The organism is Stenotrophobium rhamnosiphilum (assembly GCF_003052265.1).
Classification (GTDB): domain Bacteria; phylum Pseudomonadota; class Gammaproteobacteria; order Nevskiales; family Nevskiaceae; genus Stenotrophobium; species Stenotrophobium rhamnosiphilum.
Genome location: NZ_QANS01000002.1, coordinates 57225 through 82651 on the forward strand (window position 1 = coordinate 57225; position 25427 = coordinate 82651).

Genomic DNA, 25427 nt, shown 5'->3' on the forward strand with positions numbered 1-25427 from the left:
TCTGTAGTCATGTGCGTTTTTCTAATAGTCGCAAGGCATCTTAGGCTTTAGCCTCTGTCTGATCTGTCAAACGCGTGACAGTGCATACTCTGTGAATGCTCTAGGCGTGAGTCACTGATTTGACAGCACCGAACACTGAGCTGCGACACAATGACTTTTTTGCATTCAAACGCCCCCGAAAGCCCCTCCCAATCTGGAACGTCCGTTGAACGAAAGGCCTGACTTCCGCTCTGCAAGTTTTCTCCTCGACCACATCAAGCACACGATGGCCTTCTACCATCCAAACTGCATTGATGAGCGCGGCGGGTTCTATCACTACTACAAGGATGACGGTTCCAAGTACCAGCTGGACTCACGTCATCTGGTGAGCAGCACGCGATTCATCTTTAACTATTCGATGGCGTTTCAACGCTTCGGCAATCCCGAATATCAGGATGCGGTGCGCCACGGCTTGAAGTTCTTGCGCGAGAAACATCGCAACGCAGAGACCGGTGGCTATGCCTGGACCTTACAGAACGGACAGCCTGACGATGTCACTAATCACTGCTACGGTCTGGCGTTCGTGTTGCTCGCGTACTCCAAAGCTTTTGAAGCAGGTATTCCAGAAGCAAAGGCTTACATGGAAGAAACTTGGGACTTGATGGAAAAGCGTTTCTGGGAATCCGCGTTTAGCCTCTACGCTGATGAAGCGACTGCAGACTGGATCGTCTCTCCCTACCGCGGCCAGAACGCCAACATGCACACCTGCGAAGCCATGCTGGCGGCTTTCGAAGCAACGCATAACAAACGCTATCTGGACCGTGCAGCGCTACTCGCCGACACCATGGTCAATCGACAGGCCACAAAAGCCGATGGCCTCGTATGGGAACACTACGATGCGTCGTGGAGTCCAGACTGGGAATACAACAAGGGCGATCGCAGCAACATCTTCAGACCTTGGGGTTATCAACCCGGCCATCAAGTTGAGTGGGCCAAGCTGTTGTTGATTCTTGATCGTCATCAGCCTGCTGCGTGGCATGTGAAACGCGCAACAGAATTGTTTAATCGCTCTGTTCCGCTTTCATGGGATGAGCAATTCGGTGGACTGGTTTACGGCTTCGATCGCGAAGGAAAGTTCTACGACGAAGACAAATACTTCTGGGTCCAAGCTGAAGCACTCGCGACTGCCGCCTTGCTAGCAGACAAAACTGGCAAGGACGAATACTGGCAGTGGTACGACCGCTTGTGGGATTACAGCTGGAAGCATTTCGTCGATCACGAATATGGCGCTTGGTTCCGTATCCTCAAGCCCGACAACAGCAAGTACGACGACGAGAAGAGCCCAGCCGGAAAAACCGACTATCACACGATGGGCGCGTGCTATGAGGTTTTGAACGTCGTTGAATAATCGCGATACGTAGGGCGGGAGCATCCCGCCATTCGCGTTTGCCGGTTCATTGCTAAACCCAATGGCGCGATACTCCCGCCCTATGCGCTATCAATCTACGTTTCCGAAGTTGCAACGCAAGCGCGCGCCGATTAGACGAGGCGAACCCACTGAGCGCGTTTCAAATCCGAGCAAGTTATAGGTACCGCTGGTGTAGGTCGTGTATTTCTCGCCGAGTACATTGGTGCCAAAAACGACGACGTCTAGCGACGTATTAAAAATATTGTTCCATGCGAGATTGAGGTTCAGCAGATTGAATGAATCCAGCAGTCCGAAGGGGCCAGAACTAGAGGCGGCCGAGCGTTGCTGACCAATAGCCGAATAGGTAGCGCCGAAATCTACATTGCCTAACTTTTCGGGAACCGGCAGGCGCCATGTGAGATTCGTGACATAGGTTTGTTTGGGTGCGTACGGCAGTTCGTCACCGACGTCAGCGATGGGCACTACTGAGATTTGTGCAATTGGCCCACCTGCCGCACCCACACGGGCAGTTTGATCTTCTTGCTTCAACAACTTTGTATCGAGCAATGAGAATGAAAAGCCTAAGGTCAAACTTTCAAGTATTTGGAAGTAAGCATCGCCCTCAACTCCCCTAATGCGCGATTTACCAGCGTTAACGATCGTTGTTGTCTGCAGCGAAGTTGGCGATACATAACCCAATTGCAGTTGCTGGTTACTGAAATCGTTGGTGAACGCCGCAAGATTGATACGCCCGGGGATCATCCAATCGAATTCCGTCTTCAGGCCGATTTCATAGGTATCGACCTTCTCGGGCTTGAACGTATCAATGCCCGGATCAGATGCAAGGATGACACTTCCCTGGCGGTATCCACGCACATACTTCCCATACACCATGGTTCCATCAAATGGCTTGTAGTCAACTTCAAGCAAGCCGGTGGGAGCCTTACTGACGGCTTTCGGCGTGGTGATCTGAGTGGTTGGAGCCTGAGCAAAGCCGAAAGCCCAACCGTAGCGCGTTTTGATGCCATAACCCTCGGTACGGTCCCAGGTGTATCGTAGGCCGCCGGTGACGCTGAACTGCTCGTTGATATGCCAAGTCGCCTGTGAATAAACAGCACGATTGAGATAAGTAGTTTTGTAGTGCTGCACCAGCACGCCGCCCACCACGCCTTCCAGCGGGTCATAACAGTCAAACTTCTTGATAACACCATCACCCAAGAGGCTCGCCATATTGCAGGAGACTAAACCGGCTGAGTTATTGCCGGAGTAGCCATCAGGCCGACTAGTTTCGTAGTACACGCCGCCTTGCCATTGCAGTGCATCATCAAAAGACTGGCCTTGCAATTGGAGTTCGCCAACATAGCTAGCCTGACTGGTGACCGGCTCAGTGGGGTTGAGTACTGAGACGCCTGTCTTGAACTCGCGATTTGAATCGGGATCAAGCGGCAAACCGGCGAGGCTGTATGTGAATTGAGTGCCAAAAATATCGGTGCCGTTTTTGGTATTGAGATGCGCGTAGGCCAGTATGTTTTTGAGCGTAATGTCTTCAGTGAGATTCCAAGTCAACGTGTTGATCAGGCGCTTCTCTTTGATCGCCGTCATGGGATCAGGAATCGTACTGACATTGTCATAAAAACCTTTCTTGCCAGCGGCCGCTTGGCGATTTAGCTGAGCCTGACAGGGTTGAGCTTGTAGAAGTCCAGAGAACAATAGAAATAATTTTACGCCGACAGTATTCGGATTGCAGGCGAACAGCTGACCACTACTCCCTGTGCTATTGGAGTTAATGTAGGAAGCAACCGTGTAATTATTGACCTCGTCTGCGATATCCCAAACGGAACTAAGTCTTACCGATGTGTAATCAACACTCGCAAGCTTGTCAGTACCAATTTTAGTGACGTTATTGATATAACCATCGCGCTTGTTCTTGTCGATCGCGATACGAAACTTGAGTGTTTCGGACACAGGCAGACTGACTGCACCTTGCGTGCGCATACCGTTTCGCTCACTTCCTGAAACCTCGACGTAGCCCTCAAATTCGTCTTTCGGTTTATTTGGTGTCAGCAATACCGCACCACCCGTCGTGTTGCGGCCAAAGAGTGTGCCCTGTGGGCCTTTCAACACTTGAACGTTCGCGAGATCAAACAAAGAGCCTGGGCCAGCACCATCGCCAGATGGTTGCGAGCTCTGTCCGCGTGGCGCTACAACTTCAGCCATGTATGTCGCAACTGATGACGTTGTACGCAATTCTTGAGTGAAGCCGCGAATCGAAAATGTTGCGTTATCTGCGCCGAAACGCTGGTTAGTGGACATCGACGGCGTATAGGCCGCGAGATCCGAGGCGTTAGTGATGTTTGCGTTCGCAATCTGTTTGGCATCGAGAACCGTGATCGACATCGGCACGTCTTGCAAGCTTTGCTCACGACGCTGGGCTGTTACAACAATTTCCTCCAGCATTGACTTGGCGCGTGGCTTTGCAATTGTTGTTGAGTCAGGATTTTCTTTCTCAGGGACAAAATTTACCGATGGAGATTGTGTGGGCTTCAGAGCGGCAGGAGGCGCAGCCGTATCAATAGCAGGACTACTTGCATCAACAGAACCAAGAATTGATGCGAGTTCGTCGACCTGAGTCACAGTATCCTTATTTGTGCTTAAGGATTGATCTGAGGGAGTATCGGCTGACGGAGTTTGCGAAGCTGCGGATTGCTCAGCTGTTTGCGCAAATATTGTGGCCGTCTGAATCAAGCATCCTACCGTCGCCATTACCGCAACGAATCTGACAAGTTTCATGTCGCTCCCCTAGCGCTCATTACGGAGCGCTTTTTAGTTATCACTACTCTTCGCCTCGTTTCCGATAGCCAGAGCAGTTGTTGTATTCCGCCTCTCCAAACAGTCACTACATCTCTTTATCTTGCGTGCTCATCGCTGTCTTCCTACAGCGGATAGACGCGATGCTTCAGGCGTGATGATTAGCGCTTTGGCAACTGAATCTCGGCCTTTGCCGTGGCCATCACAGCGCCGAGTTGATTGCTCATTTTGAAATCGACCTGCACAAATGGATTTCCCTTTTCATCAATTTTTTTGTCGATCACGGTAGCCGTCATGATCGTGATGTCGCCAGTGAATGCAGGTCCGCGATAAGCAGCGTTGGAATGCAGAACCATGCCCCACTCACCTGCCCAGCCAGATAGGTAGTCGAGAATCCACGCGCCCATCGATGCGCCATAGCCATAGCCGCGTGGCATGCCGATGTAACGCGCCCATTGCGGGAAAAGGTGGCCGCGTGAAGGACCGATATAAGCCCCATCAGTGAGTTCAGGATTCTCAAGTTCAAGAACAGGATCCTGCTCTTTGCCCGCCATCGGGCCGGTGAACCCAAGTGCTTCAATGTCGAGGTCGGTACGACGCACAACGCCGCACCAGATATTGAATAAATACGCGCGCCATTCTGTGGTGAAGCTGGCAATGCTATGTGGGCCGATGACGCGAGTCGGAAGCGTGTCGCCAATATTGACGTTGTCCCAATAACGCTTGCCATGCCCGAGTTCGTGCATCGACTTGATGTATTCAAACTTACGGGCTTCAAGTTCTACGATCTGGCTTTCCGTCCACTCCGGATCTTCGGTGCCTGTCAGTGCACCCGCTTCGCGGGCAATATCTGCTCGGTAGCGAATGCTGGTCGAGCGTTGCTTGGCGATGAAGTCGCCATTCTGGTTGTAGTAATTATTGTCGCCACGCTGAAAACAAGTTGGCCCACCAAACTTGGTTTCCTTAACGACATAATCAAAGGGAACGCGCTCGTCATGGATCCAGTCGCCGTCATAGATTCTAGGGCCGTAAAACCACCACTCGTCGCCACCAAAGATCAGGTGCGATTCCGGGATTTTTCCAACGCAGGCAGGCGCAGCACCGTGACCATCATCGCAAGCCACCGCAAAAGATTGCGGAGCAATAAGGCGACCGAAGCGACTTTCGTTAGCGAAACCGTCGTCGTAATGCAGGCGGTTTGGATATCGCATCGCTTGCGCCCAACGCCGGATATCCATCTTCGCAATCGGATCGCGTGGACGAGATGGGCAAATGGCTTTTCCCATATGCCGGTCGAGATCGGAGCAATCTAGAATTTTGTCAGTCATGAATGATCTCAATAAATATTAAAGTTGCCGGGTTGATTAAAGACTGTTCCATTCAGGACCTGCAGAGATCCAATTGCGTTTAACGTAGAGACGTTCGCGTGTTTCTGGATCAAGCGGAGTTACGCCGGACTCAAGCGGCAGACCCATACTGTTAAGAACCATCGCCAAGGTGGTGTAACAGCCGGCGAGAAACAGAAAATCCATTAGTTGTTGAACATCAAAATGCTGCTGTAACAAAGGCCATGTTTTGTCGCTGATACGCGTATCGAAATACAGCTCATCGACAGCGCGGAGCACGAGACCATCCTGATGCGATACGCCGTCAGCAGATCTAGCAACCTGTGTTAGTTCAATGTCCTGATCGGTCAGTCCCGCACGACGCGCGAGGATCAAGTGCTGGGTGTACTCATACTCGGAACAGTTCAGCCAACTAACTCGCAGAATGACAAGCTCGCGGACTCGAATAGACAGAGAGCTATTGACGGCAACGTGAGCATTAAAAGTTAAGAACGCTTTGGCCAGAGCAGGATGCCGAGCAAATGCGCCGAGAACATTTTCTCCACGAGGGTTCTTTTCACCTTCTAGGCGAGATCGAAGAATAAAGTTCAATCCAGCGGGGAATGCACCAAGCGCTGCGATGATCTCCTCGCTCCAATCATCTGGAGGAATATGCTTGATACGTTCAGTGTCGTTCATGACGAATAGTCGAAAGCGTTATTAAGTTTTCGCTGCCGAAGACTGCATTCTTTCAACCATCGGCCATAGCACTTGGTCGGCAAGAATGGTGCAGAAATATTCGTTAACCTGACGAATCAAACCGTTGCGCATGGTGAACACCATGCAATATTGATTACAGTAAGCAGTTCCCTCAGACGTAACACCATTGCCCTCGAACTCAACGACTACACGGTCTCCATCTGCAGTGATCGAATGGATGGTTGGGCGCAATCCAGTCGGCACCAGTATCTTGAGCGCGCCAATCATGCCGACGATATCGTTGTAGTGACGGGTGCCTGCGAACTTGCCAAAGCCCTTGGCCAGCGTGAAAGCTTCTTTATCTAGACAAGGCGCAGACGCTGCGGAGTCACCGGCACTCATGGCGTTGATGAACGTCAACACAACTTTTTTATTCTGCTCGCTCATGGATATCTCTTCAGTTGAAGGAGTGGACGATGATTTCTGCACGCCAAACAGCAGTTGCCAAAGTTTTAGCGGCCAAGCTGCAATTACCGAAAGCATGGACGGTGCATGAGTCGTCTCTCGCGCAATGCCAGCGGCCTGTTCGATCTCTGATTTCAGCTGACCTGCGAATGATTTCGCGAGTTGTGGCAACAAGGGCCTGCTGACTGCCTCCCACATAGGAGCCATCGGGCCGCGCCCGGAAACGCTCACTTTCAGCGTAATTTCTGTTTGCCCAGCACTTATTTGTTTTGCGATGTATGAGCCACTGCCTTCAACGGGCTCACCGTCAAGCTTGTAGGTGAAGTTAACGCGCTCGGGTCCGTCCCACTTCTCGACGTGCACTGACACGTTAACGGTACGAACTAGGCCACCTGCCCCAACCTTGATCACCCATCGCGAGTCATGCTCGTCAATCACCTTGCAATCTCTGCATCCAGGAAAAAGATTGGCCCATTTGCGAATGTCTTGGACGTAGTCCCAGACGCTCTCTATCGGTGCTTCAATCAAAATCGACTGTTCGGTTTCAATCATGGTGTCGACTCACAATCCCAGTCGGGCGACTTCTTTTTGAAGAAGATCGCTAGGATGGTTGGCAGCGTGTCGTCCCGCGAGGTAGCCGTGAGTCATGCCACGCGCATTGGTAATGCCGCTCTGCATTAAAGCACCGTTATCCATGCGAGCCAGAGAATTACCTGCGGCATAGAGGCCTTCGATAGGCTTGTTGTCCCAGCCCATCACTCGGCAATGTTCATCTGCGAGTAAACCTGCTGATGAAATTCCACCGCCTGCCATCCGCTTCAACTCAACAGCGTAGAACGGTGGCTTTAGCAAAGCGCCCATATTCGGATTCGGCTTTTGACTCGAATCACCACACATGAAAGCACCCCATGGGTGCGTGCCGCGCTTGAACTCAGGATCCACCCCACTTTCGCAGTATCCATTGAACTTAGATATCGTCTCTAAGAGTGCTTGTTGATCGACGCCGGTCTTTCTAGCGAGTTCGTCAATCGACTCTGCGACAACCCCAAATCCTTCAGGGAATTCTTGGCCAGGCATGAGTGAACCAAACGGATATTTGGCACGTGCCTGACTGTCGAAGACTGCCCAGCACGGAAAGTTTGGATGTGTCTGCGTGCCGCCATCGAGTACATCCAATGCGAAATACACCGAACGATAGAACGCTTCGTTGGAAAAACGCTTGCCCGCGCGATTGACAACAATTGTGTGCGGAAGCCCAAGGAACGGAAGCGCGCCACGCCAAAGTGGAACGCCTTCTTCTTGCTCTTCACCAGGAATACGGAAACCCAGCATTGTGACGTCGGGAACGCTAGCAACACGCGCGCCGACCGGACCGGCTAGTCGCAAATGGGAGCCATCGACGCTAGGCATCACCATTGAAACCGGGTTGAGTTGATGACTCAGTGTTTTGGTGTAATTCGGATTTCTTTCATAGCTGCTGACGGCAATGACAACACCGCGATTCGCTTTCACATAGAAATCTTTGCCATCTTTAACTGCACGAACACCGACTACGCGTGCACCGTCGACAATGAGTTCCTGCACATCGACGCCGGTGTGCATCGGTATATTGCGATCAAGCACGCCTTTGACGAATGACGCAGCGAGACCAGGGCCAGCGCAGCGCTCGTCTTTCGCGAGACGCTCAGCCATTACGTTGTAATCCCAACTCAGCATGTTCGCCATGCCTCCACCGTCGAAGATGTCTTCGTGCGTGAATCCATAAGGCACATGTGGTGACACACGTGTTTTGGTTTGCCAGTCACCCAAACTCTGCGCCTGAAAAGGAAGCACTTCGAGATAGCGGCCTTCTGCGAGACCGTCAGCATTCTGTGGAAAGTAGTAATCAGGAAGATCGCGTATCAAACACATCTTTAGACCGATACGATCTTCGAAGTACTTGAGCGCAACGGGTCCATGCACGGCCTGATTCAGAATGGCCAAATCATCGCCGTAGTCCAGAGACAAACTCTTGACGTAGCGATAGCCGCTCTCAGGTGAATCTTTAATTCCAGCTGATTCAGCCAGATGATTTCCTGGAATCCATACTTCGCCCATTGAATAGGCGGTGACACCGCCAACTTGATCGGAGCGTTCCAGCACTAGTGCGCTCGCTCCGTGATCGTGTGCAGTAATCGCAGCAGCGAGACCACCGCCGCCAGAGCCAATGGAGACAACGTCTGCTTCAATGTCCCACTTGGGTGAAATATTCCGAATCATGCTGCTTCCCTCTGAGATACCCAGCGCGTTCGCGCCCAATTTCTCGTTGTTATGTTTGACGACTTAGGACAAGAAACGTCCACCATTCACACTGAGCGTTTGCCCGGTAACGTAGTTGGCATCTTCACTGGCGAGATAAGCGACCGCAGCCGCAATATCTTCGGGACAACCCGATCGCTTCATCGGTGTGGTCAGTGCATGAGCTTCAATGTTGACTGGCGATTCCCGCAGCATTGGCGTGTCAACGAAACCTGGAGGTACGTTGTTAACGGTGATGCCCGTCGACGCGAACTCGATGGCTAATCCCTTGGTGAGTCCAATCAAACCACCTTTTGATGCGACGTAATGCGACATCGATGCCGCACCGGTTTGTGCGGATGAAGATGAAATGTTGACGATCCGTCCCCACTTCGCTGCAAGCATGTCGGGAATGATTTCCTTGGTGCAGAGGAAAGGACCTTTCATATTGACCAGCATCATCCGGTCCCACATTTCTTCAGTGATTGTCATGAAGCGATCAAAGCCGACAATTCCTGCGTTGTTAACGAGGATGTGGATCGAGCCAAAAGCCTGACGCGTCTCTGAGGCGCAGCGTGCAACTTCGCCAGCGTTTGCGGCATCGCCGATGCAGGCCAATGCCTTACCGCCAGCATTGCGAATTTCTTCTACGGTTTCATTCAAGCCATCAGCGCGCAGATCCCACACCGATACAGCGGCACCGTCACGCGCAAGACGCTTGCTAATAGCGCGACCAATGCCTCTCGCTCCTCCTGTGACGACTGCGACCTTTCCTTGCAGCGACATAAATTCTCCCCGTTTAATTCGGCTGCTCTACGGCAGCATTTACAAATTGCTTAAGCGAAACCTTCTTCGCCCATCAAGGTTGTTCGATGCATCATTCGCCCGCTGTCCAAGGGATAAGGCTCTGCTCGATGTAAAACGCCCGTGTTGTCCCAGATCAGCATGTCGCCGGGAGACCACTCGTGTCGGTACATGAATTTGGGTTGGGTCGTCCAGGCAAGCAGCTCCGCTATAAGCTGTTCGCCTTCTGCTTGCTCCATGCCCTCCACGCTTGCCGCATGGCAGCCGATCACCAGTGATTTTCGGCCTGACTTATGAGTCCATACGAGGTTGTGTGTTTTATCGGGAAGGCGTCGCCAGTCAGCAAGATTGCTGGGGGTTGGCTCGATGTCAGCGCGTAGCATTGACACTTCCACACTATGAAGAACCCGCAGTCCGGCAATTTTCTTCTTCATTGCTTCTGACAACTCGTCGTATGCAATGTAAGAGTTGGCAAACTCGGTCTGACCGCCAGTCGCGGAAAGTTTGCGTGCGCTAAGCAAAGAGGCAAAGACAGGTACGGTATCGTGCGTGCCATCGATGTGCCACAGGAACGATCCCTTTAGATAGTCCGCGCGCGCATTGGCCGTTCGATCGAGCGTTACCTTAAAGATTCCTTTCTCGCCTTCCTCTCGCAAAGTGCCCATCAAACGACTCAACTGGAGTTGTTCTTCATCACTCAATTGCAGCTCTTTGAAGACCAAGACACCACGCTGGATCAGCAGCTGACGTACTTTCTGCGCGATCTCGGGGGTCAACAGGCTTTTTTTATCGGTACGAATTTCCGTTCCGATGTGATCTTTCAGATTTACGGCCTCAAACGCCATTTCGCGTCTCTCCATCAACTGTTGTCAGGAGCGCATTTCAATAGGGTTGAAATGCCACTTAATAGTACTGACTGGATCTATTTAATTAATAGTACCGACCAGACCTATTAAACGTCAAATGCAGATATCCCGCAGGATGCTTCCTGAGGGTCAACAGAGATTAGTTTTGATCAGATTGAGGTAACTAGCTCGCTACCAATCAGCACGCGCGGCAAGCAGTGTGTTCACTGAGCGCGAGACCCATTTTTCTCGTCGAGACGCCGAGACCTTTTGATTGATGGTCATTTCGTTCGCATGCCATCCACGGAGCATAAAAATAAAAACCTCCGCTACAGAGGCAGAATCCTTGCAGGGAATACCATCGACCAATGCGCATTCCTGTATGAAATTCGAAATACGCTTAATGCCAAGTTCTGCTCGCTCAGCCGCAGCCGCAGCCAACTCTGGAAAGCGATGAGACTCACTCGAAATCAAGCGATTGACCGCAAGCAGATCACCTTGCAGATTCAGTTCCAGCATGTGATTAGCGTAGGCCTTGAGCCCTTCTTTGAGCTCTGGGAGATTGCCACGCGGCTTCAAAATAGTGGCCGCATCGAGTCGCTTAATCTCCTCTCGCATGATCTCTCTGAACAAATGCTCCTTCGAAGAGAAACGAGAGTAAAGCGTGGTTTTAGATACGCCTGCTGCTTTTACGATTTGATTTAGCGACGAAGCACCATATCCATGTGCAATGAATTCTTTCAGTGCTACGGATAAAAGTTTGCTGTCGATAGTCGCCACGTCTTCAAGCTTAGGCCGACCAAGGGGGCGCCGCGCCTTAGGTAGCACTGCCTTTTTGACGGATTTCTTGGATGAAGCTGTGGGCATAATTTCACCGTAGCGTTTTCAGAATTGTACTTGCCTTTTCCAAGGCAGTGCGGAAACGCTAGTTCTTCCAGTCTCAGACGCGGGCACCCAAAGCATATATCGCCGTTGCATATAGCTGTATCTACCTCAAACTCTAACGCGCGTTCAATCCTGAATTGCCATCATGCAAACGAAGCCGCAGTGAATTCTGATAGTAGGCCACTGTCTGGTATTGCCCGACGACGATTGGCAGTTCAATGAGCTGTTGATCGTCGAGATACTTTGCGAGCACGGTCCAAGTGGCATCGGAGATCATTGCATTCTTATAAAGCTCGTCGGTGGCTTTTAGGATTGCCTTATCGAGTTCACTCCAGCCTGACGCTTCGTGGCCAAGCGTGATGCGCTCAATTTCAATACTTGTGACACCCACTTTCTTGGCGACAAGAACATGCTCGCCCCACTGATACGGGGCTTGGCATAGCCACCCCATGCGAAGGATCGCCAGTTCACGGTCGCGAGGAGCTAAACGACCCTAAGCGAGAAGTTGGACGCCGAGGTCCACCTGTCGCGCAAACAGATCTGGGTGACGCAACATCGTTCGCACGATCTCTGGCAGATTAGCCAATAACTCAGACTTATCAGCGGGCGACAAAGTTGTAGCGCCTGAATCTGGAACAAGATCAGTCAAGACATCTTGCTCACGCGAATCAACCGCACGATTGACGGTGATCATTCGGACGATGATTGCGATGAGGTCGTCGCTGAGTTCGTCTACCTTCAACGGGAGAATGCGTGGCTCGGGCGATTGATCTTTCATCTGTTCAGTATTTTTGGAGTTCACTACTGCACATTAGCGCATGAGAAACTGCAAATTGTGCTGAGACTGACTCAGTAATTGACCCTACGCGCAGCCTCTTGAGATCAACATTCTCGATTACTTGTACGATAATGAATCTCTAATACTTGAGAAATAAAGTGCCGCAAATATCCTTTGCTGAGCAATACGGACCTTGGGCAATTGTTGCCGGAGCCTCTGACGGTGTAGGTCGTGCGTTTGCCGAGACACTGGCCAGCCGTGGATTGAACGTTGTGCTACTGGCGCGACGCAGAGAGACGCTCAATGACGTCTCCAGTTCGATCGAACGCCAATACAAAGTGCAGACTCGCGTCATCGCGATGGACCTCGCAACCACGGACGCTGCAGCGCGCTTGATGGCTGAGGTGAACGATCTTGAAATTGGCTTCTTCGTTTACTGCGCTGGTGCAGATTCGAATTTCAAACCCTTCTTGTCTTCGCCGTTGGAAGTTGCGGAGTCGATGCTGCATCGAAACTGCAATGTCCTCATGCAGCTTAGCCATCACCTTTGTGGACCGATGGCGACGCGTGGTCGAGGAGCTACAGTGATTCTGGGATCTGGCGCTGGATTTTCTGGAACCCAGAACATGGTTGCTTATGCTGCGACCAAAGCTTTCGACATGGTTTTTGCCGAAGCACTGTGGTGCGAACTCAAGCCCAAGGGCGTAAACGTTCTTGGATTGATTCTCGGAGAGACCGATACGCCATCTCTTCGAAAGTTACGCTACGAGCGTGGCCTTTCCAAAAGTACTGACGAGCCCGTCAAAGGCGCCGAAACTCCGCAGTATGTGGTTGATGACGCCCTTGCTCACCTTGAAAAAGGGCCGATTCGCTTAGCCAATAAAATGATGCGCGTGGGCCTGAGATTTCTCTATCCATTTTCTCGCAATTTTGTGGTCGGTCTTATGGCCAAGGCCAGCGAGAAAATCATGGGTAAGGATATAGCGCAATAAATAATCTGCGGTACGTAGGGCGGGAGCATCCCGCCTTTAGAGTGCAGCGATGAACCTCATTCGCGGAAGGCGGGATGCTCCCGCCCTACACTCTTAGCTAGATCGTGCTGATCCATTTGGAGATCGACGCTAGAACAATCTCGGGATTTTCGCGGTGCGGCAGATGTGCGCAGCCCGGGAAAATTTCGTGACTGGAAGATCCGCTTGCGCGCTCGGCCATTCGCTGCGGCTGAACGAGTGAACCGTACTCGTCATTTTCTCCGTGCAGTGCTAGCAATGGGCAACGCACGCGCTCAAGTTCAGCGTACAAATTCCAGTCTGAGAACTCGGGCGAAAGCCACGTTTTGATCCACGCATCGAGTACCCACTGCGCTTTGTCGCCGTGGTAACGCTTGAGGCGATCGACCTGACCGGGCTTTGCGAAGTTGTCACGCGCTTCGAGGATGCCAGCGCGCGTGCGGTCTTCGATAAAGCACTGCGCGGATTCAGTGATCACTCCAAGGCAAGCCGGATAGCGTGCGGCGACACCGACAGACATGCAACCGCCAACGCTGTGGCCAACGGCAATGAAGGTGTCGAAACCAAGTTGTTCGCGCACTGCCTTGAAGCCAACTTCTGCTTCGTCGGTGATAAACGTTAGCGCTAGCTTTCCATGATACGCATCAGACTTTCCGAAGCCGAGACGGTCGTAGGCAATCACGGTGCGATTTATGCTTGCGGCAAGACGTTCAGGAAAATCGCGCCACAGCTCGACGCTACCGAGTGAGTCGTGAAATAGAACGATCGGCGCAAGGTTACGGCCATCAATTTCAGCAGGCTCCCAATGCTTTGCGTAAAGGCGCCCACGGGGCGTATCGATCCAGATTTCCTGGGTACTGACAGTGTTAACGTTCATGGCCGTCATTTTCTCATGCGGCGGCATTGATAGGGCTCACCCTAAGCGACTAACCAGCATGAAATTCCTTGGGCACTCTAGGAAAAAGCGCAGCGCCCATGATTCACCTTGCAGAATTGACGCGTACTGCTCTCCAAGCGATGAACGCAGCCACCGTCATCAGCACTGCCGCCAACAGAAATGGTGCGCCGGGAAGATGGACTGTGTTGTCAGGATCAATAAAGCGCGCATAGGTCTCGCTGAACAATATCGGTCCAATCATGCCGGTGATGCCAATCAGCGCAGCATTGGCACCCTGAAGAAGCCCCTGCTCGCTCGGCAATACACGTTGTGTCATCAGGCTTTGCACTGCGGGATTTGCGAAGCCCGACAATGCGATCACTGGGATACCGCACAGAAACAGAATGCCTGTCGATGACAATCCAAAAATCACGAAGCCCGCAATACCAATCAACAGGCTGAACAAGAGCGCGTGTCGCTCACCGAAGTACCGAACCACAGGGCCCGTTAGGCCGCCCTGCACAATCGCCGAGCAGACGCCAACCAAGGCTAGCGTCATGCCGATCTGACCCGCATCCCAGCTATAGCGATAGCCCATGTAGAGCACGATCACCGTCGAATAAACTGACTGCGCGAGTTGCGACAAAAAGTTGATGCTCGCCATCGACATCAACTCGGGATGCACACGGAGCAACTTGAGCGCGCCAAGAGGATTGGCCTTGCGCCAGGAAAATGCACTGCGATGCTCAGGTGCCAACGATTCGGGCAACACAAAGTAGCCATAAGCAGCGTTGATCAGCGCCAGCACCGCGCCAGCCCAGAACGGCAGATGAGGATCAATCGAGCCAAGTAATCCGCCAATTGCAGGGCCGATCACAAACCCGATACCAAACGCCACGCCGAGCATGCCGAAGGCTGCGGCTCTTTTATCAGGTGAGGTGACGTCAGCAATGTAGGCACTCGCGGTGCTGAAGTTCGCCGCAGTGATGCCAGAGATCATACGGCCGACGAACAACCAAGCCAGATTGGGGGCCATCGCCATCAAAATGAAATCCAGGCCCATGCCCACGCAAGACAACAGAATCACTGGACGACGTCCAAACCGATCAGACAGCGCACCCAGAATCGGCGAGGAGAAGAACTGCATCAATGCCCACACCGTGGTGAACACGCCATACACGCGGGCACCGTGGGCAATATCGCCACCGGCAAAGGTGGTCACCAGATGCGGCAGCACGGGAATGATGATCCCGAACGAGATGATGTCGATGCAGACCGTGATGAAAATAAAGATCACGGCTGCGCGGGGTGCCGCAGAAATATTACTCATAGGGAATGCGGGTTCGACGGGCGACGGACTGGGTCGCGGCCAGTATAGGGAGCCAAGGAAGGGTTGCGCCCCTCCCGCAAAGGGTGGCCATCAGTGGCTGCATCCGTTTGCAGTTCTGAGCCGTATTCAAGGTTGCCGGTACTCAGGAGCCTGCCGGCCGTCTGCACATGCCGACGTTGACCATAAATAGAACTTGGGGATTTCGATGAAACGCCATTTGACTGGACCGTCAAGACGACCCGGACGAGAAGCCATCGCTTTTCTGGTGTACGACGTGATCTTGATTGCGCTCACATGTATAAGCCCTTATCGCTGGATGATGCTGGTCTGCGCCTTGCTATCGGCTATCGCGGCGATTCGAGCAGCCACGTTATTTGCCGAGTTCATCCTTCATAACGACGAAATCATTGAAGAAGATATCGGCGTGCGCATAGATGGGCCACAAAGATAAACAGGCTTAATGCACCGACAATTCGACATCTCGATCCGTCGCGTTAAAGATTAAGCGCTGCTGATTGCCGCCATCGGCGCCATCCGCGCTCCAAGGCTTCCAGCTTGTACGCAAGGCCGGATTGTTCGGATTGCCGGTGCGAATGAATGAGCCAATCGCATTCATCATCGTTGCAGACAGCGCTTCTCTGCCCGCTTTATTTTTCTGTGGATATTCCATCGAGAAGAAGTTGTCGGTGAAGTTGCCGAAGATGAATGGCAGATCACAGGCGTGGCAGGCGCCATAAATGGTGCCCCAAGGTTCTGGTGCGTGATCCCAATCGAATCGGTAGGCGTAAACCTTGGGATTGTGTTTTGCGAGAGACTTGATGTCTCCGGTTACATCGCGTTCCAGATACTTCGAAATCCCCCAGTGCACGGCGTTAAACAAAGCGGGAGTCAGATTCGGCAGCAGATATGAGCTGACGATATCCGATAGCTTCGTAACAGACGGCACGTCCGGATTGCTCTTACGCATCATTCCAAACATTTCTTCGCCGCTGATTTTTACTCCAACGGGAAATAGCAGCTTCGATTCATCACGCGCCATACCCACAATCATCGGCAATGGATGAATGCGGCCCTGCTCTACATCTGCAGGCAGGTCTTCGGACAACACCACGCCATCATTGAATCCATGGGGCCCTTGAAAGAGCTCCTTATGCTTCTTCATTGCATTTAGTAATTGGTCAGCTGTCTTCGATTTCAAATAATCGTGCTTCCAAGACAAGCTTTTTGCAGCAACAAGCTTCACCGCGTCGTCGTGCGTTGCTGCGAGACGATCATCGATCACCATTTGAGCCATGAACTGATCCGCATATTCATAGCCTTTCTGCTTGGTCGATTTATGTTCGATGAGACCACTCAGCACAATCGCTTTTTGAAATAAGCCCTTGGTCAGCGGTGAGCCAATCAAGCTGTATGTATTACCTGCACCAGCGGACTGTCCCATCAAGGTAATGTTGTTCGGATCTCCACCGAATGCGACTGCATTCGCCTGAACAAAACGCAGCGCTTGAATGATGTCGAGCGCCGCATAGTTTCCGGAGTTGGTCAGTGGGTCCTTACCTTCAATCGACGGATGGGCAAACCATCCAAATACGCCGAGCCGGTAGTTGATCGTGACGATCAGCGCGTTTGTCGTGAGCGCCAGTTTTTCACCGTCGTACAGCGGATCACTCGCGTGCCCAACGATATTGGAACCGCCATGAACAAAAACAATCACGGGCATCGGGCCCACGATATTGCTTGGACGCCAAATGTTTAACTTCAGACAATCTTCACTGCCGACGGGTTTACCGAATACTTCGACGTTCGACGCGCCCCATTTCTTTCCTGCTGGAGGTGGTCCATAAAACCAACCAATTTGCGAACAGGCAGATCCATAGGCATTCGCCTGTAGTTCTTTACTCCAAGGCAAAGGCGCTTGCGGTGCTTGCCAGCGGCGCTCACCGACTGGCGGCTGCGCGTAAGGCACGCCTAGCCAAACTAGAGCTGCGCCATTCCGCGACAGCTGACCACGAATAAGGCCAGACTGAGTTTGTACCAAGGTCGTTTTACTCTCGACCGCTTGTGCTAGCGGACTCAAAAGTATTGCTAGCAATAACAGAAGACACTGAGAACTTCTGGAGAAACATTTCGTCACGCTCACTTCTCCTCAGTCGCAAGACGAGCTCGCCTGCTCACCAGCACTCCAAATATCGCTGCGGTAATAAACGCGATTAATCCGTAAATTGCCGCAGGCATTGCCATCTCTGGATTGTTCAGCAATGTAGGACTCATCGCAATCGCGATAGATAGCGTTCCATTGTGAAGACCAATCTCCATGCCGATGGCGGTGGCCTGTCGTTGGTTCAACTTCACAATGAGAGGAACGAAGTAGCCGACTGCGAGACTCAATACATTGAAGGTAAACGCAGCGAGCCCGACCTGTACGGCTCCAGCAGCGATTGCCTTAGGTTGCGTGATGATCACCAAGGCAACAACGGCGAACAAGAAAATGGCCGAAGCAATCTTGACTGGGTTTTCTGCACGCTTGGCTAAACCAGGGAATCGACTATGAATCCACATGCCCACCGCGACGGGTCCCAGCACGACAAAGAATAGCTGGATCACTTTATCGAACTGCAGAGGCAGCACCTTGCCTTCGCCATAAAAGTGGATCAATGACAGATTGACCACTAAAGGCAGCATAACGATGGCTAGAATGGAGTTGATCGCCGTGAGCGTCACATTCAAAGCTACATCGCCATGAGCAAGATGGCTATAGAGATTTGCCGAAGTACCGCCGGGCGAAGCTGCGAGCAACATCAGGCCAACAGCGAGCGCGGGAGCAAGCCCATATAGATGCGCGACGCCGACGCAGACTAGCGGCAACAGCAACATCTGACAGAACAGCGCGACGCCAACTGCCTTGGGGTACGTCAGCACACGACGGAAATCAGCGAGGCTCAGCGACAGCCCCAAGCCAAGCATGATGATAGCCAGCGCTACAGGCAGAAATACAGACAGAATTTGGCTCGACACCATGGGTGTTATCTCTAGTTAAGAAACTAAATTGCGTTGAACTGCGCGTGCTCAGTTGTTCCACGAGTGCAAGGCAATACTGTCGGACGATAGGGGCTTGATCTTGTTTTTGACGGTGATGACGCGAATTTCTCCGGGCCGCAGATCGAAGTAATTGTCACTAAATCGCGTCTCTGGATCTTCTGCTGTGAGATGAACGAACAGCAGGTAATTTTTTGAAGTGATAGCGACGTGCAACTCGTGATTGCTCACTTTTTCAATCGCTATTTGTGGTGGCACTTCAGTCGCAAGCATCAAATCTTTTACTGGCGCGAACAAAAAGCGATTGGGCGCGAACTGATTTGTAGCTGAATAGACGCAGATCACCCGATCTCGAACGCTGTCCGGCGCTTTACCTTTCCATACAGGGGCGCTGCCGTTGGCCGCAGCATTAAACGACACGGGCACTCGCCAATCGACATCGCCTTTAAAGCTGAGCTGTTCAATCAACAAATCACCAGAAACCTGGGCAAGCGTGTCGTTGGTAATCCACAACGCAATCTCGCCATCGCCAAGCGATTTGAATGAGGCCATCACCGGAGCATAAGCACGCGCTGTAGCGAAGTAGCTCGCCTTACCCACGCCGTCATAGTCCACCAAGCTCCAGCTCACGCAAGGCCAGCAGTCGTTGTACTGCCAGATCAAGGTGCCTGAGCAATGCGGTTTTCTACGCCGGAAATGTTCCAGACCAAACTTGAGCCCTTCGGCCTGAGTAAACATCGTGAACGCGATGTACTGATCCAACGTCTCCGGTAAACCGGTGACGGGAATCAGCATCGCATTCACCTTGTCTTTAGGTTCATCTTTAATGCGATCAAGGAAGCCCTGACTGCCCAGCTCTAGATCCTCCGGATTCATCCAGCGTTGCAGCGTGGCCTTCACGGGCGCTGCATGGATTCCAAACTCGCTGATGAAGCGACCTTGATCTTCGGCATAACGCGTATAGGCAACGCCTTCAGGGCTACGATCAATCGTGCCGATAAGTTCTTTATCCGGCACCAGTGGAATGCCGTGCCACACCGTCCAGTTATGAACATCACCGGCACGCATGCTGTTGGGGCTGCCGCCACCATAGGGACTGCCCGGCCAATACGGAGTCGTTGGGTCCAGCTCGCCGACCGCCTTTGGCATCAATGAGTCGTAATACGACGCGCCCATCAGCGCCGTATCCGTCTTGCTCATCTGATTGATCAGATCCTGAATCACCTGACACTCATTGTTGCCGCACCACAAGGCTAGTGATGGGTGATTACGTAGACGTTTGATCTGGTGTTGAACCTCGTGTCGCACATTATCGACAAAGGCTTCTTCATTTTCTGGATACGGTGCGCAGGCAAACATGAAGTCTTGCCAAACCAGTAGCCCAAGCTCGTCACAAAGATCATAAAAGGCCTTGAACTCGTAAACGCCACCACCCCACACGCGCATCATGTTCATGTTGGCTTGCACGGCTGTGCTGAGGAGATCGCGATAACGACTCTCTTCCATCGCACCGACAAATGATGTCGCGGGAATCCAATTGGCGCCACGCGCGAAGATCGGAACACCATTCAAGACGAAGCGGAAGAAGTTCGTACCCGGCTCGTCAACATCTGCTGATGTGTCGAGCGCTATCGTTCGAATGCCAACCAACTGCTTCCGCGTATCGAGCACGGTCTCGCCATCCAGTACACGCAGCATCACTGTGTAAAGCGGCTGCTTGCCGAGATCGGCAGTCCACCACAGCTGCGGCTCATTGATCTTCAATGCAACGCGAATCTTTGGCTGAGCACTGACGCCTTTCTTTAAGAGCAGCTTTCCTTTCGGATCAAAGATGCTGATTTCAGCGGTAAGCGCTTTGCCTTCGCTCAGAAGCTCAATTTCAGCTTCGACGACAACGTCAGCTTCATGGGCTGCAATTGACTGCGTCGCAAAATGCAGATCGGTAATTCGGCTTTGCTTCCAACGTTCAATACGAACAGGCTGCCAGACGCCGACTGTTGGCAAACAAGGGCCCCAGTCCCAACCCCAACCGAACTGCGCTTTGCGCATCAGATTGCGTTTGGACACCGCTACTTTTTCCGTGGCTAGAACCCATAGCGGAGGTTTGCTCGCTTCAAGCATTTTTGATGGCGGCGTGAACGCAATGGCGAGTTCATTCTCTGCATCATTGCGAAGGTGCTCACGCACATCGAAACGCCATTCTCGAAACATATTGTTGGTCTGTCCCAGCAATACGCCATTCAGATAAACCGCAGCAAAGGTATCAAGGCCTTCAAAGATCAATTCAATCTGTTCGCCCGCTTCAGCGGGTGAAATGCTGAACTGCGTACGCCACCACCATTCGTGCTGGGCAATCCAACCCAGATCGTTTTCATTACGTCCGCGAAATGGATCTTCGATGCGTTTGGCGTTTGCGAGGGCGACGTAGGTATCGCCGGGGACATCGACGTCTAACCAGGCTGGCCCACCGGAGCCAATATGGGCACCTGCAGCTAGGCCGCCATCGACATCAAAGTCTTTTAACTGCCATTGCTTGAAGATCACCTGCGTCCCCTCTTCTTTAATTGTTATTGGCGGTGATTTGCGAGGCACGCAATACGCCAGTCTTGCAAGAAGTATGGGGGCGAGAATAGGCAATAGCTGTCAAATGAAGGACATCGCGCTAGCCGCGGAGCAGAAACTGCTATTCCTTTACGTCGGACTCGTTTAAAACGTTCTGAAGCCGTACCAAATAATGGGGCGAAAAGCCCCTGTCTCACTTTTGACTGCACCGCGCAGCACGCCTAGGTAGTCTCGGCGCAGCGTTTAAAGGAGAGAACTATATTTATGACTAAAAATAAGAAAAATGTACTTGCGACGGTTACACAATCGATGGCGTATTGCTGCATTGCAACAGCGATTGCAAATCCCGTATTGGCCTTTGCCCAACAAGAACAAACAGCAAGTAATGAAGCTGCTGCGCCAGCAGCCAGTTCGAAGGCGAGCGATACGGATTTTCTGACCGAGCTCCTTGCTACACCTGAGCAGCCCGCGCAAGAATCAAACACCAGCGCCACACCCGCAACAGAAACAGCAACGACGAGCCCTGCGCCTGCTAGTGAAGAAAAACCTGCTGAAGCCAGTGTCGAAGCACAAGCGAGCGAACCAAGCGCCGCAGCTACAGCTGATGTCACCGAAAGCCTCGACCTCATCGGCGTAAAAAAGCCCGCTGAGAATTCAGTAGCAGCAGCGCCGATTCGCGGCAGACAAATCGATGAGATCGTCGTGACTGCGACCAAGCGCGAAGAAAACTTGCGTGATATTCCCGCATCGATCTCTGCCTTTACCGGCGAGAAACTTGAGAACGAAGGCAAGCTGTCTCTCAATGATTTCATTCAGCAGTCGCCTGGCGTGACCGCAGCACAGGGCAATGCCGGATTTACCCGCATCACCATGCGCGGCATCAGTACTGATACGAGCCCAGCGGCGGCAACTCCATCACCGGTCGGTATTTTTATTGGCGACGTTTCTTTCAGCGATCCCTACACCGCGAACATCGTCCCTGACCTCAGCGCATTTGATTTGTCAGGCGTAGAAATTCTGAAAGGACCGCAGGGCACGTTGTTCGGTGGCTCAGCACTCTCAGGCGCAGTTCGCTATCAATTGCAGGAGCCTGTTCAAGGCGAATGGCAGTTCCGCGCGTTCTCGCAATACAACCATCCAGATGATGGTGGGCAGGCATTCACAACTGGCGGCGCCGTCAATATTCCGCTGCTCACGGACCATAACCTGGCCTTGCGCTTCGTCTACGTCGATCGTCACTACCCAGGCGTTTACGACAACGGCCGCACTGGTGAAAAAGATATTGATCACGCCAGTGGCAATCAGATTCGCGGCATCCTGCTGTGGGAGCCGAGTGAGAACTGGAAGTTTAAATACACGCACCTGTTTCAGAAATCCAATACACCACAGGCAACGTTCACAGCGGATACCCCGAACGGCCCGCGCTCAAACAGCAGCAAAATTCTGGATACTCCGTCTGACAATCATTTCAGCATGGACAACCTGGAGATGAACTACAACTTTGAATCCATGCGCTTGGTCTCGCAGACTGCACGCGTGGTCAAAGATGCTTTGTTCTACGGGGACTACACCGCTGCACTCTTCGGCAATCCACCGCAGGGATATCCAGCAGCGCTGGCCGCAAGCAGCGAAGTCATCGACAAATCGAAAGCGTTCTCGCAGGAAATACGTCTGCAATCTACCGACGATGATGCGTTCAAATGGTTGGTCGGCGCGTATTACTTCGACTACGACGGTTATTTCAATCTGCACATCGACACGCCAGCAACCACCGGTCTGCTTGGCCCCGGCAGTTTGATCAACACCATTGCTGGCCTGCTTGGCGTACCGGGCCAGTTCATCAATGAGAACACCTCTTTGCTCAATGGCGAATCGATCTCCAGCTCCAAGGAAATCGCAATATTTACGGACCTGAATTACAACCTGTGGGATCGTCTTGATCTGTCCGTTGGCGCTCGCTTCTATTCGACCAAGGTAACGGGCGGATATGTTGGAACCGGCATTTTGATTCTGGCTGAAAACAATCTGTCGCCTACTAACACGATTGGCGATCTCAAGGAACGCGGCATCAATCCGAAGTTTTCGGCGACGTATCACTTCAGCGATGAAATCTCGCTCTATGGCATGGCCGCCAAGGGCTTCCGCTTCGGTGGCGTTTCAAGCGTTCCATCAACAGCGAGCAATGGCGTACCGCCGACGTTCAAGTCAGACACGCTTTGGAACTACGAATTGGGTCTGCGTACGAGCTGGCTCGAAGACACGCTGCACGCCGACATCACCGGGTTCTATCTCTTTTACAAAAATCCAATCATCACGCAGGCCACGACTGGCGTCATTCCGCTCAGCTATAGCGACAACGTATCAAGTGCCATCAGCCGCGGCTTGGAACTGAGCCTGCTCTGGAATCCGCCTGTAGATGGCCTGAGCATGAGCTTCAATGGCGGCATGACCGACGCGCATATCACGGCGCCGTTCGAAGCAGCCAACGGCGACCAGGTTCAGCCTGGCCAAGAAATGCCTGGTGCCGCACGCTTTCAGTACAACTCATCCGTGCAGTACCTGCGACCGGTTTCGTTCTTCTTGGTAGGTGCCAACGCTGGCTACACCTATGTCGGCAAGGGATACAACAACCTCACTCACGATGTTGAGATCAATGGCTTCGGAACACTGAGTGCCGGCCTCACATTCGCCAGCGACGCACTCAGCTTCAAACCTAAGATCGCGATTAACCTCAGCAATATTCTGAACGTCACCGCAGCAACTGCCGGCGCAATCGGCAAATCAATCGTGACTCAAAGCAAAACTGAACAGTACGCGCTCAATCCTCCTCGGACGATCACGGTCAGAGTCAGCTTTGATCTCTAAGTAAGTAAAGATTTTTAACCCGTATTAGAGAACTGCTATTCGTGATGAACATTGAAGGCAGGCGCAACGCCTGCCTTCAATCCGAATAAGCATTATTATGCCGCCACGTCAGGCTCTGCCTGCGCCCGCATAAGTCTGGGGTTAAACCTCAGCGTCTCTGAGCAAAAATTGATGACCACTATTACCAAGTCCCTCCCTCGCCTTGTTGTACTTGGAGAGGCACTGACTGATTTTGTTCGCACTGGAGATCAAAGCTGGACCAGCGTTGCCGGCGGCGCTTGCTGGAACGTGGCACGTGTCACCGGAACGCTTGGCATCGCTACAGCATGGGCCGGTGCAATCAGCGACGATTTCCTTGGCGAAGAGATTCTGGAGAAATCACGCACCGCGCATCTGGATCTACGGTTTATTCAGAAGGTTTCAAAACCACCGCTGATTGCAATGGTTCATGAAACAGCTCCGCCGAAGTATTTCTTCTTGGGCAATGACAGCGCTGATCTCGCATTCGACGAAAAGAAACTTCCAGCTGGCTGGGAAGACGCTTGCCAGATCGCTCACTTCGGCTGCATCAGCTTGGTGCGTCAGCCCTTAGGCGAAAAGCTAGTGGGCATTGCGCGCGATCTGAAACGTCGTGGCGTGCGCATTAGCTATGACCCGAACTATCGTAATGTGATGGGCCCGACTTTCTCTGTGCAGTTTGAGGAAATGGCAAAGCTGGCGGACATCATCAAACTGTCGGATGAAGACCTCGCGCAGATTTATCCAAACACTTCATCCGAGGCATCGCTAAAACGCGTACGAGAAATTTCGCCTCTGGCGAATATTCTGTTCACTCGCGGCGCCTCTGGCCTTGCATTGCTGACGCCTACAGACAGCTTTGAGCAGCCTGCATTCATCGTGACGGTTGCAGATACGGTCGGCGCTGGCGATGCCAGCATCGGTGGATTCATCAGCAGTCTGTTGCTTGAACCGAAACAAGACTTAGCCCATCACTTACGTTTTTCTGCTGCGACGGCTGCCGCTGCTTGCACCCACACTGGCGCGCATGCACCTACTCACAAACAAGTTTTAGATCTCATGCAAAGTTGAATCTGATTAGAGCATTCAATTTTTCTAAGCATCAGACCGAATTAATATCAATTGTTGTAGCGTCGTAAAAGAAGTCAAATAGCTCCACACCAAACGGTGTACAGAAAAGGAGCGCTAGCAATGGACTTGTTTACGACTACCACCCAGATCTTTGTTTTATCAATGATCGGCAGCACCTTTGCTGCGATGGCTGCGCTATCCATTCTCGACTCTATCGCTGACCACAAAACCTTGGTCGCTGGCTTTCGCGCAGCTACCAATCCAGTGTCCCGCAGAGTCGCTCGCTAAATTCGCTGAATCGTACTCGCCAAATTCGAGTACGAAGATAAGCGGCCGTCAGACAGCCGCTTAACGATCTCCTCCGATCCCTCCCATGGGATCATAT

20 protein-coding genes and 1 pseudogene are annotated in these 25427 nt (G+C 52.2%); 6 read left to right on the forward strand and 15 right to left on the reverse strand.

Going from position 1 to position 25427, the window contains the following annotated elements; all coding sequences use genetic code 11:
- Window positions 1–193: 193 nt before the first annotated feature.
- Window positions 194–1387 (forward strand): AGE family epimerase/isomerase, encoded by a 1194-nt coding sequence (locus CJD38_RS04145; RefSeq protein WP_436295547.1) that lies wholly within the window; start codon window positions 194–196, stop codon window positions 1385–1387.
- Window positions 1388–1477: 90 nt separating this feature from the next.
- Here CJD38_RS04145 and CJD38_RS04150 read toward each other — a convergent pair whose 3' ends face one another.
- The 10 genes and pseudogenes from CJD38_RS04150 to CJD38_RS04195 all read right to left on the reverse strand — a co-directional run bounded on the left by CJD38_RS04150 (window position 1478) and on the right by CJD38_RS04195 (window position 12297).
- Complete coding sequence (locus tag CJD38_RS04150; protein WP_161554156.1) at window positions 1478–4021, reverse strand: TonB-dependent receptor; 2544 nt, start codon at window positions 4019–4021, stop codon at window positions 1478–1480.
- A gap of 335 nt (window positions 4022–4356) precedes the next feature.
- A complete protein-coding gene (locus tag CJD38_RS04155; protein WP_107939075.1) occupies window positions 4357–5523 on the reverse strand; it encodes an FAS1-like dehydratase domain-containing protein in 1167 nt (388 codons plus the stop codon).
- 36 nt (window positions 5524–5559) lie between these two features.
- Window positions 5560–6219 carry a carboxymuconolactone decarboxylase family protein gene (locus tag CJD38_RS04160; protein ID WP_107939076.1) on the reverse strand — a complete coding sequence of 220 codons (660 nt, stop codon included), beginning with the start codon at window positions 6217–6219 and terminating at the stop codon, window positions 5560–5562.
- 21 nt (window positions 6220–6240) lie between these two features.
- On the reverse strand, window positions 6241–7236 hold the full coding sequence (locus tag CJD38_RS04165; protein WP_107939077.1) for an SRPBCC family protein: 996 nt from the start codon (window positions 7234–7236) through the stop codon (window positions 6241–6243).
- 9 nt (window positions 7237–7245) lie between these two features.
- Window positions 7246–8943, reverse strand: coding sequence for an FAD-binding protein (locus tag CJD38_RS04170; protein ID WP_107939078.1), 1698 nt, complete (start codon window positions 8941–8943; stop codon window positions 7246–7248).
- Window positions 8944–9006: 63 nt separating this feature from the next.
- Window positions 9007–9747 (reverse strand): SDR family NAD(P)-dependent oxidoreductase, encoded by a 741-nt coding sequence (locus CJD38_RS04175; RefSeq protein WP_107939079.1) that lies wholly within the window; start codon window positions 9745–9747, stop codon window positions 9007–9009.
- Between the two features lie 50 nt (window positions 9748–9797).
- Entirely contained in the window at window positions 9798–10610 is an 813-nt protein-coding gene (locus CJD38_RS04180) for a TauD/TfdA dioxygenase family protein (RefSeq protein WP_107939080.1), read from the reverse strand.
- 192 nt (window positions 10611–10802) lie between these two features.
- Window positions 10803–11438 (reverse strand): TetR/AcrR family transcriptional regulator, encoded by a 636-nt coding sequence (locus CJD38_RS04185; RefSeq protein WP_161554157.1) that lies wholly within the window; start codon window positions 11436–11438, stop codon window positions 10803–10805.
- 172 nt (window positions 11439–11610) lie between these two features.
- Window positions 11611–11976: pseudogene (locus CJD38_RS04190) on the reverse strand (carboxymuconolactone decarboxylase family protein); the annotation flags it as partial.
- 12 nt (window positions 11977–11988) lie between these two features.
- Window positions 11989–12297: a hypothetical protein gene (locus CJD38_RS04195; protein WP_107939083.1), complete on the reverse strand. Its 309-nt coding sequence runs from the start codon at window positions 12295–12297 to the stop codon at window positions 11989–11991.
- 143 nt (window positions 12298–12440) lie between these two features.
- On the opposite strand from CJD38_RS04195, the gene CJD38_RS04200 reads away from it, so the two are divergent.
- Window positions 12441–13265, forward strand: a complete 825-nt coding sequence (locus tag CJD38_RS04200) for an SDR family NAD(P)-dependent oxidoreductase (protein WP_107939688.1) — start codon at window positions 12441–12443, stop codon at window positions 13263–13265.
- A 97-nt stretch (window positions 13266–13362) separates the two neighbouring features.
- On the opposite strand, the gene CJD38_RS04205 is transcribed toward CJD38_RS04200, so the two are convergent.
- Together CJD38_RS04205 and CJD38_RS04210 are read right to left on the reverse strand one after the other, a co-directional pair.
- Window positions 13363–14160 carry an alpha/beta fold hydrolase gene (locus CJD38_RS04205; RefSeq protein ID WP_107939689.1) on the reverse strand — a complete coding sequence of 266 codons (798 nt, stop codon included), beginning with the start codon at window positions 14158–14160 and terminating at the stop codon, window positions 13363–13365.
- 103 nt (window positions 14161–14263) lie between these two features.
- Complete coding sequence (locus tag CJD38_RS04210; RefSeq protein WP_107939084.1) at window positions 14264–15490, reverse strand: TCR/Tet family MFS transporter; 1227 nt, start codon at window positions 15488–15490, stop codon at window positions 14264–14266.
- Between the two features lie 205 nt (window positions 15491–15695).
- Here CJD38_RS04210 and CJD38_RS18345 point away from each other — a divergent pair, with 205 nt between their 5' ends.
- Complete coding sequence (locus tag CJD38_RS18345; protein ID WP_146165921.1) at window positions 15696–15941, forward strand: hypothetical protein; 246 nt, start codon at window positions 15696–15698, stop codon at window positions 15939–15941.
- A 6-nt stretch (window positions 15942–15947) separates the two neighbouring features.
- Here CJD38_RS18345 and CJD38_RS04215 read toward each other — a convergent pair whose 3' ends face one another.
- Genes CJD38_RS04215 through CJD38_RS04225 form a run of 3 tightly spaced genes read right to left on the reverse strand, consistent with a single transcriptional unit; the run spans window position 15948 to window position 21118 of the window.
- Complete coding sequence (locus tag CJD38_RS04215) at window positions 15948–17567, reverse strand: carboxylesterase/lipase family protein (RefSeq protein WP_161554158.1); 1620 nt, start codon at window positions 17565–17567, stop codon at window positions 15948–15950.
- Window positions 17568–17626: 59 nt separating this feature from the next.
- Window positions 17627–18508, reverse strand: coding sequence for a bile acid:sodium symporter family protein (locus CJD38_RS04220; protein ID WP_107939086.1), 882 nt, complete (start codon window positions 18506–18508; stop codon window positions 17627–17629).
- Between the two features lie 48 nt (window positions 18509–18556).
- Window positions 18557–21118 carry a beta-mannosidase gene (locus CJD38_RS04225; RefSeq protein WP_146165922.1) on the reverse strand — a complete coding sequence of 854 codons (2562 nt, stop codon included), beginning with the start codon at window positions 21116–21118 and terminating at the stop codon, window positions 18557–18559.
- Window positions 21119–21352: 234 nt separating this feature from the next.
- Here CJD38_RS04225 and CJD38_RS04230 point away from each other — a divergent pair, with 234 nt between their 5' ends.
- The 3 genes from CJD38_RS04230 (at window position 21353) to CJD38_RS18420 (ending at window position 25330) form a co-directional block, all read left to right on the forward strand.
- Complete coding sequence (locus CJD38_RS04230) at window positions 21353–23953, forward strand: TonB-dependent receptor (protein ID WP_240783523.1); 2601 nt, start codon at window positions 21353–21355, stop codon at window positions 23951–23953.
- Between the two features lie 171 nt (window positions 23954–24124).
- A complete protein-coding gene (locus CJD38_RS04235) occupies window positions 24125–25042 on the forward strand; it encodes a carbohydrate kinase family protein (protein ID WP_107939089.1) in 918 nt (305 codons plus the stop codon).
- 120 nt (window positions 25043–25162) lie between these two features.
- A complete protein-coding gene (locus CJD38_RS18420) occupies window positions 25163–25330 on the forward strand; it encodes a hypothetical protein (RefSeq protein ID WP_161554159.1) in 168 nt (55 codons plus the stop codon).
- The last annotated feature ends 97 nt before the right edge of the window (window positions 25331–25427 follow it).

What these genes read in the sequence shown, in the direction of transcription:
- CJD38_RS04155 (WP_107939075.1), bottom strand. Translation starts at nt 5,523, where the DNA reads ATGACTGACAAAATTCTAGATTGCTCCGATCTCGACCGGCATATGGGA.
- CJD38_RS04160 (WP_107939076.1), bottom strand. Translation starts at nt 6,219, where the DNA reads ATGAACGACACTGAACGTATCAAGCATATTCCTCCAGATGATTGGAGC.
- CJD38_RS04165 (WP_107939077.1), bottom strand. Translation starts at nt 7,236, where the DNA reads ATGATTGAAACCGAACAGTCGATTTTGATTGAAGCACCGATAGAGAGC.
- CJD38_RS04170 (WP_107939078.1), bottom strand. Translation starts at nt 8,943, where the DNA reads ATGATTCGGAATATTTCACCCAAGTGGGACATTGAAGCAGACGTTGTC.
- CJD38_RS04175 (WP_107939079.1), bottom strand. Translation starts at nt 9,747, where the DNA reads ATGTCGCTGCAAGGAAAGGTCGCAGTCGTCACAGGAGGAGCGAGAGGC.
- CJD38_RS04180 (WP_107939080.1), bottom strand. Translation starts at nt 10,610, where the DNA reads ATGGCGTTTGAGGCCGTAAATCTGAAAGATCACATCGGAACGGAAATT.
- CJD38_RS04205 (WP_107939689.1), bottom strand. Translation starts at nt 14,160, where the DNA reads ATGAACGTTAACACTGTCAGTACCCAGGAAATCTGGATCGATACGCCC.
- CJD38_RS04210 (WP_107939084.1), bottom strand. Translation starts at nt 15,490, where the DNA reads ATGAGTAATATTTCTGCGGCACCCCGCGCAGCCGTGATCTTTATTTTC.
- CJD38_RS18345 (WP_146165921.1), top strand. Translation starts at nt 15,696, where the DNA reads ATGAAACGCCATTTGACTGGACCGTCAAGACGACCCGGACGAGAAGCC.
- CJD38_RS04220 (WP_107939086.1), bottom strand. Translation starts at nt 18,508, where the DNA reads ATGGTGTCGAGCCAAATTCTGTCTGTATTTCTGCCTGTAGCGCTGGCT.
- CJD38_RS04230 (WP_240783523.1), top strand. Translation starts at nt 21,353, where the DNA reads ATGACTAAAAATAAGAAAAATGTACTTGCGACGGTTACACAATCGATG.
- CJD38_RS04235 (WP_107939089.1), top strand. Translation starts at nt 24,125, where the DNA reads ATGACCACTATTACCAAGTCCCTCCCTCGCCTTGTTGTACTTGGAGAG.
- CJD38_RS18420 (WP_161554159.1), top strand. Translation starts at nt 25,163, where the DNA reads ATGGACTTGTTTACGACTACCACCCAGATCTTTGTTTTATCAATGATC.